We start from the raw sequence: 13,832 nt of genomic DNA on the forward strand, positions 1-13,832 counted from the left end.
GTCGGCGGGCGCCGACGGGCCTCCGGGGCCGGGGCCCGCGGGCTCCTGCGCCGGTCCGCCCCACTCGACCCGGCGGTCCCGTTCGCCGCCGAAGCCGTTCTGGCGTGCGGTGTCCGCCTGCCAGACGGACGCGGCGTCGCCCTGGTCCGCACGGTCCGTGACGGGTTCGCCGGGGCCGGCCGGTGCGCCCTGGCCGGACCGGAGGCCGTCCTCCTCGTCGAAGAAGATCGGCCCGGTCTCCTCCACCGGCGCGGTCTGCGCACCGGCGGCGGGCGCCGGGCCCTGGGCGGCCGCCGGGCCCGACTGCCGGGGCGCGGGGCGGCTCGTACCGGGGACCCAGGACGCGCCGTTCCAGTACCGGACGTAGCCGGGGATGGAGGGGTCGGGGTAGTAGCCCTCGCGGGGGCTTTCGTCACCGGGTGCCGGAGTTGGCGCGCTCATCAGCGGGTCCCGTATCTCTTCGAGGCCTCAGGCCGTCCCCGCCGGGCGGGCGGACGGTCTCAATACAAGGGTCCACATCTATCAGACAGCCGCCCGCCCCCGGGCCGGTCCACCTGTTTGGGACCACTTTCGGGACGGCCCGAAGTTTTTTTGAGAAGTCGCGTAATAGGTGGCGGGGAGGGCGCTCTCTCCTTGTGCGGGACGGTCACGGGACCGGCCCATGAGCACCGGAAGGTTGTGCATTCTGATGATGAGCATCGTGGAACGTGAGCTGGAGCTGCGTCTCGTCCTGTCCCCCGAGCGGTCCATCCCGGTACCCGCCCGGCTGACGTATCGCACCGACGACCCGTACGCCGTGCACATCGCCTTCCACATCGGCTCCGAGTCGCCCGTGCACTGGACGTTCGCCCGGGAGCTGCTGGTGGAGGGTGTGTTCCGGCCGTGCGGGCACGGGGACGTACGGATCTGGCCGACGAAGGTCGCGGGCCGCAGCGTGATCTGCGTGGCCCTCACCTCCCCCGACGGCAACGCCCTGCTGGAGGTGCCCTCGGCCGCCGTGGCCGCCTGGGTGGAGCGGACCCTGCGGGTGGTGCCGCCGGGCACCGAGGGCGACCGGCTCGGCATCGACGAGGCTCTGGCGGAGCTGCTGGCCCCGCTGCCGGCCGACGACCTGTGGCTGAGCGACCCGTGGTCGGCGGACGAGTCGCCGTCCCAGGACGGTGAGGTGTGAGAGCCGCCGAACAGGAGGGCGGTCAGAAGAGCTTGCCGGGGTTGAGGAGACCGAGCGGATCGAAGGCGGCCTTGATGGAGCGTTGCAGTTCGACGCCGGTCTCGCCCAGTTCGCGGGCGAGCCACTCCTTCTTGAGGACTCCGACGCCGTGTTCGCCGGTGATGGTTCCGCCGAGCTCCAGACCGAGCGCCATGATGGCGTCGAAGGACGCGCGGGCCCGGCGGGACTCGTCGGGGTCGTGGTGGTCGAAGCAGACGACGGGGTGGGTGTTGCCGTCGCCCGCGTGGGCGCAGACGCCGATGGTGAGGTCGTACTCCTCGGCGATGGCGGCCGTGCCCGCGAGCATCGCGCCGAGCCGCGAGCGCGGTACGCAGACGTCGTCGATCATCGTGGCGGACTTGACGGTCTCCAGCGCGGTGAGCGACATCCGGCGGGCCTGGAGGAGCAGTTCGGACTCGGCCGGGTTATCGGCGGGGACCACTTCGGTGGCCCCGGCGGCGGTGCACAGCTCGCCGACGGCGGCGAGGTCGGCCGACGGGTCGGGGGTGTCGAAGGCGCAGAGGAGCAGGGCCTCGGTGGTCTCGGGCAGGCCCATGGAGGCCAGCGCGTTGACGGCACGCACGGTCGTACGGTCCATCAGTTCGAGGAGTGACGGGGTGTGACCGCGCTCCATGATCCGGCACACAGCGTCACAGGCGGCGGCCGCGGAGGGGAACTCGGCGGCGAGGACGAGCTGCCGGGGCGGCTGCGGTTTGAGCGCGAGGACGGCCTTGACGACGATTCCGAGGCTGCCCTCGGAGCCGACGAAGAGCCGGGTCAGGTCGTATCCGGCGACGCCCTTGGCGGTGCGGCGGCCGGTGGTCAGGAGCCGCCCGTCGGCGAGGACGACCTCCAGCCCCAGGACGTACTCGGCGGTGACCCCGTACTTCACGCAGCACAGGCCGCCGGACGCGGTGCCGATGTTGCCGCCGATGGTGCACGTCTCCCAGCTGGAAGGGTCCGGCGGGTAGTACAGACCGTGTTCGTTCACAGCGCGTGAGAGCACCGCGTTGACGACGCCCGGTTCGACGACGGCGATCCGGTCGACCGGGCTGATCTCCAGGATCCGGTCCATCCTCACCAGGGAGAGCACGATGCAGCCGTCCGAGGCGTTGGCCGCGCCGGACAGGCCGGTACGGGCGCCCTGCGGGACGACCGGGACGCGCAGCGCGGTGGCGGTGCGCATGACGTGCTGGACCTGCTCGACCGTGCGCGGGAGCACGACGACGGCCGGGGTGCCGGCCTCGCAGAAGCTCGCCATGTCGTGGGCGTAGGACGCGGTGACGTCCGGATCGGTGATCAGCGCCTCGGGAGGCAGTCCCGCGCGCAGCCGTTCGAGGAGATCGCTCATGATCCAAGCGTGACACCCGGGGCCAAAGGTGTGAACCCGTGGGCGGCAACGATCCCAAGGCGCGGTGTGCTCGTATGACTGACGCACAGTGATGGCCATGGATGTCATGCCCCAGCAGGATCCCGAGTCCCGCCGGCCGCCCGAGCCGTCCCCGCAGGACCCCTACGCGCTGCCCGCCGAAGGCGCCACCGCCGTACCCCCGCCGCCTCCGACCCTGCGGACGACGTTGCGCCGGGCCGCGGTCGGCGCGGTGGCGGCCGGGGTGCTGCTGGCCGGGGCGCTGGTAGCGGTGGACGACGGGGAGGGCGACGGGCCGAAGGAGCCGGGTCCGGTCGAGCGGGCCGAGGCGGCGACGACCGCGGGCTCCCCCGCCTCGCTCTCGGACCTCACCGCGCTGATCGGGGACCGGCAGAAGTGGGTGGAGTCCCACCCGAAGGACGCCCCGTCCCTGGCGACGCTCGGCACGGCGTACGTGGAGTGGGCGCGGCGTTCGGCGGACACGGCGTACTACGCCCGCGCGGAACAGGCCCTGAAGCGTTCGCTGGAGGCACAACCGGGCGAGCGCGGCAACGGGGAGGCGTGGGTGGGTCTGGCGGCCCTGGCCAACGCCCGGCACGACTTCCTCGCGGCGAAGCGGTGGGGCGAGACGGTGCGGAAGCAGCAGCCGACGACCTGGAGCGTGTATCCGGTCCTCATCGACGCGTACACCGGGCTCGGCGACCAGAAGGCGGCGACCGCGGCGACGGAGAAGTTCGGCGAGTTGCGCAAGGGCGTTCCGGCGCTGGCCCGCACCGCCGATCTGTACCGGGGCCAGGGCTGGCGCGAGGACGCGCTGGCCACCGCCCGGGAGGCGGCCGACCGGGCGACGCAGCCCGCCGAGAAGGCCGAGGCGCTGCACCGGCTCGGCGAGCTGGCCTGGGAGCGGGGCGAACCGGAGGAGGCGGTGGCGCAGTTCGACGCGGCGCTGCGCACGGACGCCGGTCACCACCCCGCGCTGGCGGGCCGGGCCCGGGCCCTGGTGGCGCTGGACCGCACCGACGAGGCGCTGGCCGCGTACCAGAGCGCGCTGGAACAGCTTCCGCGCCCGGAGTACGCCCTGGAGCTGGGCGAGCTGTACGAGTCGCTAGGGCTGGACGGGGACGCCCGCACCCAGTACACGAAGCTGCGGGAGATGGTGGCGGAGGCGAAGAAGGCCGGGGCCGACGAGTCCCTGGTGCTGGCCCGCTTCGAGGCCGACCACGGGGACCCGGACACGGCGGTGGAGCTGCTGCGCGGCCAGTGGGCGAAGCAGCACCGCAGTGCGGCGGTGGCGGACGCGCTGGGCTGGGCGCTGCACCGGGCGGGCAGGTCGCAGGAGGGCCTGGAGTACGCGGAGCGGGCCGTCGACACGGGCGTACGGAACGCCTCGTACGCGTACCACCTGGGCGTGATCCAGCGGGAGCTGGCGGACTACGGTCCGGCGCGCCGGAATCTGGAGCAGGCCGTACGCACCAACCCGGCCTTCTCGCCGCTCGCCGCGCCGCTGGCCCAGGAGGCACTGGACGCGCTGGGCGAGCCGCCGCCGGGCGGGCCGGGCGACCTGCAGCCGCCTCCACCCCCGCCGGCGCCCGAGCCGAAGCCGGAGCCGAAGCGGGAGACGAAGCCGGAGGCTCCGGCCCCCTCGAAGTCGGCCGCCGCCCCCGCGAAGTCCCCGGACACGGCTGCGTCCGCGCCTCCGTCCAAGGCCGCGGCGAGCAGCCCGGCCCCGGCGGAGGGCGACGCGTCGAAGAGTCCGTGACGCGGAAGCCGTGAACCATGAACGCCGCCGCGGTCCGGGGTACTGCCCCGGGCCGCGGCGGCGTTCCGCACCGACCGCGCGGATCAGAGGTTGCCGCGCTTCTCCTGCTCGCGCTCGATCGCCTCGAACAGGGCCTTGAAGTTGCCCTTGCCGAAGCCCATGGAGCCGTGGCGCTCGATCATCTCGAAGAAGACGGTCGGCCGGTCCTGGACCGGCTTGGTGAAGATCTGCAGCAGGTAGCCGTCCTCGTCGCGGTCGACGAGGATCTTCAGCTCGCGCAGGGTCTCGACCGGCACCCGGGTCTCGCCGGCCCACTCGCCGAGGGTGTCGTAGTACGAGTCGGGGGTGTCCAGGAACTGGACGCCGGCGGCGCGCATCGAGCGGACCGTGGAGACGATGTCGTTCGTGGCGAGCGCGATGTGCTGGACGCCGGCGCCGCCGTAGAACTCCAGGTACTCGTCGATCTGCGACTTCTTCTTCGCGATGGCCGGCTCGTTGATCGGGAACTTGACCTTGAGCGTGCCGTCGGCGACGACCTTCGACATCAGGGCGGAGTACTCGGTGGCGATGTCGTCGCCCACGAACTCCTTCATGTTGGTGAAGCCCATGACCTGGTTGTAGAAGCCGACCCACTCGTTCATCCGGCCGAGCTCGACGTTGCCGACGCAGTGGTCGATCGCCTGGAAGGTCCGCTTGGCGGGCGGCTCGACGATGGGCTTGGCCGCGGCGAAGCCGGGGAGGTAGGGGCCCTCGTAGCCGGAGCGCTCGACCAGCGTGTGGCGGGTCTTGCCGTACGTGGCGATGGCGGCGAGGACGACGGTGCCGTGCTCGTCCTTGACCTCGTGCGGCTCGGTGATGCCGCGCGCGCCGTGCTCGACGGCGTACGTGTACGCGGCCCGGGCGTCCGGGACCTCGATCGCGAGGTCGACGACGCCGTCGCCGTGCGCGGCGACATGGTCGGCCAGGAAGGTGCCCCACTCGGTGGACGCCTTGATCACGGAGGTGAAGACGAAGCGGGCCGCGCCGTTGGTGAGGACGTAACTCGCCGTCTCGCGGCTGCCGTTCTCCGGTCCGGAGTAGGCCACGAGTTTCATGCCGAAGGCGGTCGAGTAGTAGTGCGCGGCCTGCTTGGCGTTGCCCACGGCGAAGACGACCGCGTCCATTCCCTTGACCGGGAAGGGGTCGGCCTGCCGGGCGGTTTCGGGGCTGGTGTGCAGAGTCTCAGTCATGTTCGAAGGCTCTCCCCACATCGCAAGGTGCGCAATAGTTCGCGCATTCACTGGTCAATATGCCCAGTCGGTCGCCATGATGGCCGGACTATCTGTACAGGATGCCTACGGGAGGCACGCTCATGGCGATCGATCATCTGGACGGCCGACTCATCGTGCTGCTCGCGCGTGAGCCGCGCATCGGCGTCCTCGAAGCATCCCGGCGGCTCGGGGTGGCGCGCGGGACCGTGCAGGCGCGGCTGGACCGCCTTCAGTCGAATGGCGTCATCCGGGGGTTCGGCCCCGACGTGGACCCGGCGGCGCTCGGCTATCCGGTCACCGCGTTCGCCACGTTGGAGATCAAGCAGGGCCAAGGGGCCGACGTACGGGCCCATTTGGGCGGCGTACCGGAGGTGCTGGAGCTGCACACCACCACCGGGCACGGCGACATGTTCTGCCGGCTCGTCGCCCGTTCCAACGCCGATCTTCAGCGGGTGATCGACCGGGTTGTCGGATTTGATGGCATTGTCCGGGCCTCCACGGCGATCGTCATGGAGAACCCGGTTCCGCTGCGGATCATCCCGCTGGTGGAACAGGCGGCCGAGGACGCCGACTGAGCGAAGGGCCCGGGAGGCCGGCCGAGCCGAAGGAGTGCGTGTGAGCTTCTGGGAGTATCTGAACACCCGCCACCAGCAGCTCCTCACGGACGCGTTCCAGCATGTCAGCGCGGTCTTCCAGTGCATGGTCATCGCCACCGTGCTGGGCGTGGTCATCGGGGTGGTGAGCTATCGCAGCGGCTGGGGCGGCTCGCTGGCCATCACCTCCACGGCGACGATCCTCACCATTCCGTCCCTCGCCGCGATCGGTCTGCTGATCCCGCTGGTCGGCCTGGGCGTCGCGCCGACCGTGATCACCCTGACCCTGTACGGGCTGCTGCCGATCGTCCGGAACTCCATCGTCGGGCTGCGGGGCGTCGATCCGTCGCTGGTCGACGCGGCGACGGGCATCGGGATGTCGCGGCTGGCGCGGCTGTGCCGGGTGGAGCTTCCGCTGGCCTGGCCGCCGATCCTGACCGGGATCCGGGTCTCCACCCAGATGCTGATGGGCATCGCCGCGATCGCCGCGTACGCCTCCGGCCCCGGCCTCGGCAACGAGATCTTCCGGGGCATCGCCTCGCTGGGCAGCGCCAACGCGATCAACCAGGTCCTCGCGGGCACGCTCGGCATCGTCGTCCTCGCCCTGCTCTTCGACGCCGCGTACGTCCTGCTGGGACGGCTGACCATCCCGAGGGGGATCCGTGCCTGAGACCGAGACCGGCGCTGTCGCTGTGGAGGAGGGGTCCGCCGCCACCTCCGGGGCCACCATCCAGCTGGAGAACCTCACCAAGAAGTACCCGGGCAACCCGAACCCGGCCGTCGAGAACGTCTCCATGGAGATCAGGGCCGGCGAGACGGTGATCTTCGTCGGGCCATCCGGCTGCGGGAAGTCCACCACCCTGAAGATGATCAACCGGCTGATCGAGCCGACGTCGGGCCGGATCCGGATCGGCGACGAGGACGTCACCGACATCGACCCGGTGAAGCTGCGCCGCAAGATCGGTTACGCCATCCAGTCCTCCGGCCTCTTCCCGCACATGACGGTCGCGGACAACATCGCGCTGGTCCCGAAGATGGTCGGCTGGTCCAAGTCCCGGGTGAAGGACCGGGTGGAGGAGATGCTCGACCTGGTGGGCCTGGACCCGCGCGAGTTCCACGGCCGCTATCCGCGCCAGCTCTCCGGCGGGCAACAGCAGCGGGTGGGCGTGGCACGGGCGCTGGCCGCCGACCCTCCCGTACTCCTGATGGACGAGCCGTTCGGGGCGGTCGACCCGATCACCCGCGACCACCTCCAGGACGAGCTGATCCGGCTCCAGCACGAGCTGCACAAGACGATCGTGTTCGTCACCCACGACTTCGACGAGGCGATCAAGCTGGGCGACCGGATCGCGGTGCTGCGGGAACGCTCGCACATCGCGCAGTTCGACACTCCGGAGGCGATCCTCACCAACCCGACGGACGACTTCGTCTCCGGTTTCGTCGGCGCGGGCGCGGCCCTCAAGCGCCTCAACCTCACCCGCGTACGGGATGTGGGCATCGCGGACTTCCCGACGGTCACGGTCGAGGACCCGCTCCAGACGATCTTCAACAAGCTGCGCAACGGCCCGCACAACGAGCTGCTGATGCTGGACCGCCGCAACCGCCCGTACAAGTGGCTGCGGCGCGGCGACCTGATGCGGGCGCGCGGTTCGCTGGCGCGGGCCGGGCAGCTGGTGCACGACACGGTGACCCGGGACGCCACGCTGCACGACGCGCTGGAGGCGGTGCTGACCGACAGCGGGGGCCGGGTCGCGGTGACCGGGCGGCGCGGCGAGTTCATCGGGGTCGTCGACATGAAGACGCTGATGGACAACGTGCAGGAGCTGCTGGAGGCCGACCGGCTGACCGCGATGGAGCACCAGCACGAGCTGGAGGAGCAGCGCGTCCACCAGACGGAGCAGGAGCTGGAGGGGGGTGGCGGCGGAGCATGAGCCCCAGCCATCAGTCCGGCTCCGGCAAGGGACCGGCCACCCCCACCCGGCCGCCCGGCGAACACGACGTCAAGGGCCACGCGTTCCACGACGAGGAGAGCGACCCCTCCCCCGCTCCGGCCGCCCCGGCGCGCCGGATCACCTGGCGGAAGCTGGTGCTCCTGCCGGTGGTGCTGGCGGTCATCCTGGTCGTCACCTACGTATGGATCACCAACATCCACCTGGACTCGATCGCGGAGAACTCGCTGACCGGCGGCAATGTGCAGCTGCGCTGGTGGCAGCATGTGCGGCTGACGGCGATCTCCACGTTCTGGGTGCTGATCATCGCGATCCCGCTCGGCATCGCGCTGACCCGGCGGCGGCTGCGCAAGGCGGCCCCGGCGTTCACGGCGCTGGCCAACATCGGGCAGGCGACCCCGGCGATCGGTCTGCTGGCGCTGCTGGTGATCTGGCTGGGCATCGGACCGCGGACCGCGATCATCGGCATCGTGATCTACGCGGTGCTGCCGGTGCTCTCCAACACGGTGGCGGGTCTGCGGGCGATCGAGCCGAACATGATCGAGGCGGCGCGCGGGATGGGGATGTCGGGCCGGGGCGTCCTGATGAAGGTGGAGCTGCCGCTCGCGGTGCCGCTGATCCTGGCGGGGGTCCGTACGGCCCTGGTCCTGAACGTCGGCACGGCGACGCTGGCGACCTTCGGCGGGGGCGGCGGTCTCGGCGACCTGATCACCTCGGGGATCCAGACGCAGCGGATGCCGGTGCTGATCATCGGCTCGGTGCTGACGGTGGTGCTGGCGCTGCTGGTGGACTGGCTGGCCTCGCTGGCCGAACTGGCGCTGACGCCGCGCGGGCTGGAGGAGCGATGAGGAGGACGGCGTACGGTTTCCGGGTCCTGGCGGCCGCGTCCTCGGTGCTGCTGGTGGGCGGCTGCGGGCTCAAGAGCGGTTCGCCGATGGTGGACGACGTGTCGCCGGGTTCGGTCGGGCAGGGCGAGCCGCTCAAGGGCGCGACGCTGACGGTGACCTCGAAGAACTTCAGCGAGAACATCATCCTGGGCCAGATGACCGGCCTCGTCTTCAAGGCGGCCGGCGCGGAGGTCCTGGACCGGACGAACCTGCCGGGCTCGATCAGCGCCCGCGAGGCCATCATCAACGGCGACGCCGACGCGCAGTGGGACTACACCGGCACCGGCTGGATCACCTTCCTGGGCCACGCGGACCCGATCGTCGACCCGCGGAAGCAGTACGAGGCGGTACGGGACGAGGACCGGGGCAACGGGGTGGTCTGGCTGCCGCCGGCCCCGCTCGACAACACGTACGCGCTGGCCATCAGTAAGAAGAACAACGCCAAGTACAAGCTGAAGACCCTCTCGGACGTGGCGGCCCTCGCGAAGAAGGACCCGGGCGCGGTGACGATCTGCGTGGAGAACGAGTTCGCCTCGCGCGACGACGGACTGCCCGGGATGGAGAAGCGGTACGGGATGAAGATCCCGGCGGGCAACATTCAGAAGATGGACGCCGGGATCATCTACACCCAGGTCTCCGAGTCCAACTCCTGCCTGCTGGGCGAGGTGTTCACCACCGACGGCCGGATCAAGGCGATGAACCTGGACGTCCTGGAGGACGACAAGAACTTCTTCCCCAACTACAACGCCTCCCCCGTCGTCCACGAGGCCACCTTCGAGAAGTACCCGGTGATCGCGGAGCTGCTGGACCCGCTAGCGAAGAAGCTGACGACCGAGGTCGCGCAGACGCTGAACGCCAAGGTGGACGTGGACGGCGAGGACCCGCACGAGGTGGCGAAGGAGTGGCTGGTGGCGGAGGGGTTCATCGAGGAGGGGTGAGTTACAAAGAATCGTTGCAAAGGACTCGTTGCAAAAAAGTCTTGCAAAGGACTCTTTGCATCTCTACTGTCGAAGCATGACGGAGAACGAGAACGCCTCTCAGCGCGAGAACACCCCTGGCCCCTACCGCCAAGACGGAACCGACCGGCGGATCCACAACGTCGACGCCCGCACCCTGCGCGCGGTAGCGCACCCTCTACGGCTCCGACTACTGAACACACTGCGTGAGTTCGGCCCGGCCACCGCCTCCAAGCTCGGCGAGCGACTGGGCGAGTCGAGCGGCGCGACCAGCTACCACCTGCGCCAGCTGGCGGAGAGCGGCCTCGTCGAGGACGCCCCGGAGCTGGGCAAGGGCCGCGAGCGCTGGTGGCGGTCGGTGCACGACGGCTCGATGTTCGAGGCCGCGGACTTCCGGACGCACGCCGACCCGGAGGTGCGCGGAGCCATCGACTTCGTTCTGCACGAGACGGCCACCACCCACGCCCAGGAGCTGAACACCTGGCTGGGCACGCTGGGCGACTGGTCGGAGGAGTGGCAGCGGAGCTGGGACCTGAGCGACTTCAAGATCCGCCTCACCCCGGAACTCGCGCTGGAGCTGTCCACGAAGATCCACGAACTGGTGGAGAGCTACCGCGACACCGTCCCCGAGGACACCGAGGGATCGGCCGTCGTCCGGACCCATCTGCACACGTTCCCGCGCCCCTCCGAATGACCGGGCCGCACACCGTAACTCCCCACACTCCCCGAACTCCCCACCACCCGAAGGGAAGCCCGTTATGCACGCCGACGTCCACCACCTCCTGCACACCGTCACATCCGCCGAACTCCACTCCAGAGCAACGGAGTTCCGCCTCCCCCGCACCAGCCTGCGCACCCGGGTCGGCTGGACCCTGGTCGAGGTGGGTCTGCGCCTGACGACCCAGAGCCGGGAAGCGAGCACGACCGCGAACGCGTGCCGCACCGCCGCCTTCCATCCGGCGTAACCATCCACTCGGGGGGACAGAACCATGGGGCACCGCACCCCGCTCGCCGCCACGCTCGCGGCCAACTCCATCTCCACGGCGGGCACTTCACTGACCCTGATCGGCGTCCCCTGGTTCGTCCTGGAGACCACGGGCAGTGCGGGCCGCGCAGGCGTCGTCGCGTTCTGCGCGACCCTGCCGATCGTCGTCGCCGCACTGATCGGCGGACCGGTCATCGACCGGATCGGCCGCCGCCGGGTCGCCGTCGCCTCCGACGCCGTGTGCGCCCTGGCCATCGCCGCGATCCCGCTGCTGCACTTCGCCGGCGTCCTCGACTTCTGGATGCTGTGCGCGCTGATGGCGCTGAACGGCTTCGCCCACACCCCGGGCAACACCGCGCGCTACGTCCTGATCCCGGACCTGGCCGAGCACGCCGGCACCACCCTCGCCCGGGCCGCCAGCCTCTTCGACGCGGTCTCGCGCGGCGCCCGGATGGTCGGCGCGGCGCTCGCCGGGGTCCTCATCGCCTTCGCGGGCGCGGAGACGGTCCTGCTGCTGGACGCGGCGACGTTCGGGCTGTCCGCCCTGCTGGTCGCCGCAGGGGTACGGGGCATCCGCGCGGCCGAGCCGCGGAAGGCGGAGGCGCCGGTCTCCGTACGCGCCTACCGCACCGAACTCCGCGAGGGTTACGCCCACTTGCTGAGCAACCGGCTGCTGCTGTCGGTCGTGATCATGGTGATGTTCATGAACGGCACCGATCAGGGCTGGTACGCCGTACTGCTGCCCGTGCACGCCGAGGCGGAGCTGGGCGGCGCGACCGACATCGGGCTGCTCACCGCGCTGTTCGGGGCGGGCGGGCTGGCAGGGGCCCTGCTGTACGGGGCGGTGGGGCACCGCTTCCCGCGCCGGGCGGTGTTCACGGTGTGCGTGATCCTCTGCGGTGCGCCGCGCTTCCTGGTCGCCGCGGTGACCGGGACGACGCTGCCGCTCGCGGTGACGATGCTGCTCGGCGGGATCGCGGGCGGCGTGCTGAACCCGATCCTGACGACGGTGATCTACGAGCGCGTACCGGACCGGCTGCGCAGCCGGGTCTCGGGGGCGCTGACGGCGGGGTGCGAGTTCGCGATGCCGCTGGGCGGGCTCGCGGCCGGGCTGCTGGTGGAGGGCGCGGGAGCGACGGGGGCGCTGCTGGTGATGGGCGGGATCTACTTCCTGGCCACGCTGAGCCCGCTGGTGTTCCCGTCCTGGCAAACGCTGGACGACGCGCCGGGGGCGGAAGCCGGGGAGCCCGGGGATCCGTCCGTACCGCCGCAGGTCAGCAGCTCGGCACCTTCCCGCCCGTCTCCAGGGCCTTGAGCGAGCCGACCGCGTCCTTCAGCGTGGTGACGGGCACGATCCGCAGCCCGTCGGGCCGCTCGGCCTCCGCCTGACGGCACTCGGCCTTCGGTACGAGGAAGACGGTCGCCCCGTCGCGGTGGGCGGCCTGTGTCTTCATCGACACCCCGCCGACCGCGCCGACCTTGCCGTCCGCGCTGATCGTTCCCGTACCGGCGACGGTGCGGCCGCCGGTGAGGTCGCCGCCGGAGCCGTTGCCGTCGAGCTTGTCGATGATGCCGAGGGAGAGGAAGAGACCGGCGCTCGGGCCGCCGATGTCGCCGAGGTCGACCTCGACCCGCATCGAACCGGGCTCGCGGTCCAGGTAGTTCAGGGCGGCGTCGACGGCGACGTTCTGCGACTCCTTCATGTCGTCGAGGTTGTGCTTCTCGATCTCCTTCTCGGAGCCGCCGGTGGGGTAGACGGAGTCGCGCGGCATGACCGCCCGGTCGGCACGGAACCAGCCGTCGATCACCTCGCCGATGCGGACGTCCGTCTTGGGCCCGGTGGCGAGGATCGTCGTCATCCGCAGCTGCCCGTCGGTGGGCCGGGTCTCGGCGCCGGTGATGGTGATCACCGGCCGCCCGTCGTCCTTGCCGAGCACATCCGCGGTCACGCCGGGCCGCGCCAGGGTGAACGGCAGCGGCGCGAGAGCCACCATGCCGAACAGGGCGAGGACGGGCAGCGCGCAGAGGGCGAGGACGCGGGGGCGCGTAAGACGAGTGAGCACGCACCCAATCTAACCGGCGCGCCGAACGGGAACGCGCCAGGCGTACGCCGCCCTCACCGCCCCCTCCGCGAGGGCGGGCCCGGCTCGCTTCCGACCGCGACGCACCCACCGCAGCGCGTCGCCCACGCGGCTGCACGCCCACCACAGCACGTCCCCTACCGCAGCGCGTCGGCCACTTCCCGGGCGGCGTCGAGCACGCGGGGCCCGACCCGTTCCGGTACGGCGTCGGCGAGCATGACGACGCCGACGCTGCCCTCCACGCCCGAGACCCCGACCAGGGGCGCGGCCGCCCCGCTGGCGCCGGCTTCGAGTTCGCCGTGGGTGAGGGTGTAACCGGGGTGGCCGGACTCCGTCGTCTGGCGGGCGGACAGGATGGCCCGGCCCGCCGCACCCCGGTCCAGCGGATGACGGAAGCCGGCCCGGTAGGCGACGTGGTAGTCGGTCCAGGTGGGCTCGACGACGGCGACCGCGAGGGCGTCGCTGCCGTCGACGAGCGTGAGATGGGCGGTGGCCCCTATGTCCTCGGCCAGGGAGCGCAGCGCGGGCAGCGCGGCTTCCCGGACGAGCGGGTGCACCTGTCGGCCGAGCCGCAGCACACCCAGGCCGACCCGGGCGCGGCCGCCCAGGTCGCGGCGGACCAGGGCGTGCTGCTCCAGGGTGGCGAGCAGTCGGTAGACGACGGTCCGGTTGACACCGAGTTTGTTGGACAACTCGGTGACGGTCAGGCCGTGATCGGTGTCGGCGAGCAGTTTGAGGACCCGCAGTCCTCGGTCGAGCGTCTGGGAAGTCTCCGCTGTCACGACGCCCTCTC

General features: G+C 71.2%; 15 protein-coding genes. 10 read left to right on the forward strand and 5 right to left on the reverse strand.

Features of this window, described 5'->3' with window-relative positions:
- On the reverse strand, positions 1-441 hold a 441-nt coding region (locus tag G3I54_RS33215; RefSeq protein WP_164620243.1), incomplete at its 3' end, for a DUF2510 domain-containing protein.
- A gap of 247 nt (positions 442-688) precedes the next feature.
- On the opposite strand from G3I54_RS33215, the gene G3I54_RS33220 reads away from it, so the two are divergent.
- Positions 689-1,171 carry an SsgA family sporulation/cell division regulator gene (locus tag G3I54_RS33220; protein WP_164620245.1) on the forward strand — a complete coding sequence of 161 codons (483 nt, stop codon included), beginning with the start codon at positions 689-691 and terminating at the stop codon, positions 1,169-1,171.
- Between the two features lie 22 nt (positions 1,172-1,193).
- Here G3I54_RS33220 and G3I54_RS33225 read toward each other — a convergent pair whose 3' ends face one another.
- The gene (locus G3I54_RS33225) at positions 1,194-2,561 is read right to left on the reverse strand and encodes an FAD-linked oxidase C-terminal domain-containing protein (protein ID WP_164620247.1); all 1,368 of its coding nucleotides are present in this window, start codon (positions 2,559-2,561) and stop codon (positions 1,194-1,196) included.
- Between the two features lie 97 nt (positions 2,562-2,658).
- Between G3I54_RS33225 and G3I54_RS33230 the strand changes: the two genes are divergently transcribed.
- Positions 2,659-4,338 carry a tetratricopeptide repeat protein gene (locus tag G3I54_RS33230; RefSeq protein WP_164620250.1) on the forward strand — a complete coding sequence of 560 codons (1,680 nt, stop codon included), beginning with the start codon at positions 2,659-2,661 and terminating at the stop codon, positions 4,336-4,338.
- 83 nt (positions 4,339-4,421) lie between these two features.
- On the opposite strand, the gene hppD is transcribed toward G3I54_RS33230, so the two are convergent.
- Positions 4,422-5,567 (reverse strand): 4-hydroxyphenylpyruvate dioxygenase, encoded by a 1,146-nt coding sequence (gene hppD / locus G3I54_RS33235; protein ID WP_164620252.1) that lies wholly within the window; start codon positions 5,565-5,567, stop codon positions 4,422-4,424.
- 122 nt (positions 5,568-5,689) lie between these two features.
- On the opposite strand from hppD, the gene G3I54_RS33240 reads away from it, so the two are divergent.
- The 8 genes from G3I54_RS33240 to G3I54_RS33275 all read left to right on the forward strand — a co-directional run bounded on the left by G3I54_RS33240 (position 5,690) and on the right by G3I54_RS33275 (position 12,273).
- Positions 5,690-6,163, forward strand: coding sequence for an Lrp/AsnC family transcriptional regulator (locus tag G3I54_RS33240; protein WP_164620254.1), 474 nt, complete (start codon positions 5,690-5,692; stop codon positions 6,161-6,163).
- A gap of 40 nt (positions 6,164-6,203) precedes the next feature.
- The gene (locus G3I54_RS33245; protein ID WP_030087600.1) at positions 6,204-6,851 is read left to right on the forward strand and encodes an ABC transporter permease; all 648 of its coding nucleotides are present in this window, start codon (positions 6,204-6,206) and stop codon (positions 6,849-6,851) included.
- Positions 6,844-8,112 (forward strand): betaine/proline/choline family ABC transporter ATP-binding protein, encoded by a 1,269-nt coding sequence (locus G3I54_RS33250; RefSeq protein WP_164620256.1) that lies wholly within the window; start codon positions 6,844-6,846, stop codon positions 8,110-8,112. The genes G3I54_RS33245 and G3I54_RS33250 overlap by 8 nt, the downstream gene beginning before the upstream one ends.
- Positions 8,109-8,978, forward strand: coding sequence for an ABC transporter permease (locus tag G3I54_RS33255; RefSeq protein WP_164620258.1), 870 nt, complete (start codon positions 8,109-8,111; stop codon positions 8,976-8,978). The genes G3I54_RS33250 and G3I54_RS33255 overlap by 4 nt, the downstream gene beginning before the upstream one ends.
- Positions 8,975-9,955: a glycine betaine ABC transporter substrate-binding protein gene (locus G3I54_RS33260; RefSeq protein WP_164620260.1), complete on the forward strand. Its 981-nt coding sequence runs from the start codon at positions 8,975-8,977 to the stop codon at positions 9,953-9,955. Before G3I54_RS33255 ends, G3I54_RS33260 begins: the two co-directional genes overlap by 4 nt.
- A gap of 76 nt (positions 9,956-10,031) precedes the next feature.
- Entirely contained in the window at positions 10,032-10,667 is a 636-nt protein-coding gene (locus G3I54_RS33265) for a winged helix-turn-helix domain-containing protein (RefSeq protein WP_164620262.1), read from the forward strand.
- Between the two features lie 64 nt (positions 10,668-10,731).
- Positions 10,732-10,938, forward strand: a complete 207-nt coding sequence (locus tag G3I54_RS33270) for a hypothetical protein (RefSeq protein WP_164620264.1) — start codon at positions 10,732-10,734, stop codon at positions 10,936-10,938.
- Positions 10,939-10,962: 24 nt separating this feature from the next.
- Complete coding sequence (locus G3I54_RS33275; protein WP_164620266.1) at positions 10,963-12,273, forward strand: MFS transporter; 1,311 nt, start codon at positions 10,963-10,965, stop codon at positions 12,271-12,273.
- On the opposite strand, the gene G3I54_RS33280 is transcribed toward G3I54_RS33275, so the two are convergent.
- Both G3I54_RS33280 and G3I54_RS33285 read right to left on the reverse strand, forming a co-directional pair.
- A complete protein-coding gene (locus tag G3I54_RS33280; protein WP_164620268.1) occupies positions 12,233-13,021 on the reverse strand; it encodes a S16 family serine protease in 789 nt (262 codons plus the stop codon). The genes G3I54_RS33275 and G3I54_RS33280 overlap by 41 nt on opposite strands.
- 155 nt (positions 13,022-13,176) lie before the next feature.
- Positions 13,177-13,821 carry a helix-turn-helix domain-containing protein gene (locus G3I54_RS33285; RefSeq protein ID WP_164620270.1) on the reverse strand — a complete coding sequence of 215 codons (645 nt, stop codon included), beginning with the start codon at positions 13,819-13,821 and terminating at the stop codon, positions 13,177-13,179.
- Positions 13,822-13,832 lie beyond the last annotated feature (11 nt).

Origin of the sequence: Streptomyces sp. SID14515, from assembly GCF_010548505.1 — a bacterium.
Taxonomy (GTDB): domain Bacteria; phylum Actinomycetota; class Actinomycetes; order Streptomycetales; family Streptomycetaceae; genus Streptomyces; species Streptomyces caviscabies.

Excerpts from the sequence above, each read along its gene's own strand:
- G3I54_RS33275 (WP_164620266.1), top strand. The coding sequence starts at position 10,963 with ATGGGGCACCGCACCCCGCTCGCCGCCACGCTCGCGGCCAACTCCATC.
- G3I54_RS33270 (WP_164620264.1), top strand. The coding sequence starts at position 10,732 with ATGCACGCCGACGTCCACCACCTCCTGCACACCGTCACATCCGCCGAA.
- G3I54_RS33240 (WP_164620254.1), top strand. The coding sequence starts at position 5,690 with ATGGCGATCGATCATCTGGACGGCCGACTCATCGTGCTGCTCGCGCGT.
- G3I54_RS33225 (WP_164620247.1), bottom strand. The coding sequence starts at position 2,561 with ATGAGCGATCTCCTCGAACGGCTGCGCGCGGGACTGCCTCCCGAGGCG.
- G3I54_RS33220 (WP_164620245.1), top strand. The coding sequence starts at position 689 with ATGATGAGCATCGTGGAACGTGAGCTGGAGCTGCGTCTCGTCCTGTCC.
- hppD (WP_164620252.1), bottom strand. The coding sequence starts at position 5,567 with ATGACTGAGACTCTGCACACCAGCCCCGAAACCGCCCGGCAGGCCGAC.
- G3I54_RS33265 (WP_164620262.1), top strand. The coding sequence starts at position 10,032 with ATGACGGAGAACGAGAACGCCTCTCAGCGCGAGAACACCCCTGGCCCC.
- G3I54_RS33230 (WP_164620250.1), top strand. The coding sequence starts at position 2,659 with ATGGATGTCATGCCCCAGCAGGATCCCGAGTCCCGCCGGCCGCCCGAG.
- G3I54_RS33255 (WP_164620258.1), top strand. The coding sequence starts at position 8,109 with ATGAGCCCCAGCCATCAGTCCGGCTCCGGCAAGGGACCGGCCACCCCC.
- G3I54_RS33260 (WP_164620260.1), top strand. The coding sequence starts at position 8,975 with ATGAGGAGGACGGCGTACGGTTTCCGGGTCCTGGCGGCCGCGTCCTCG.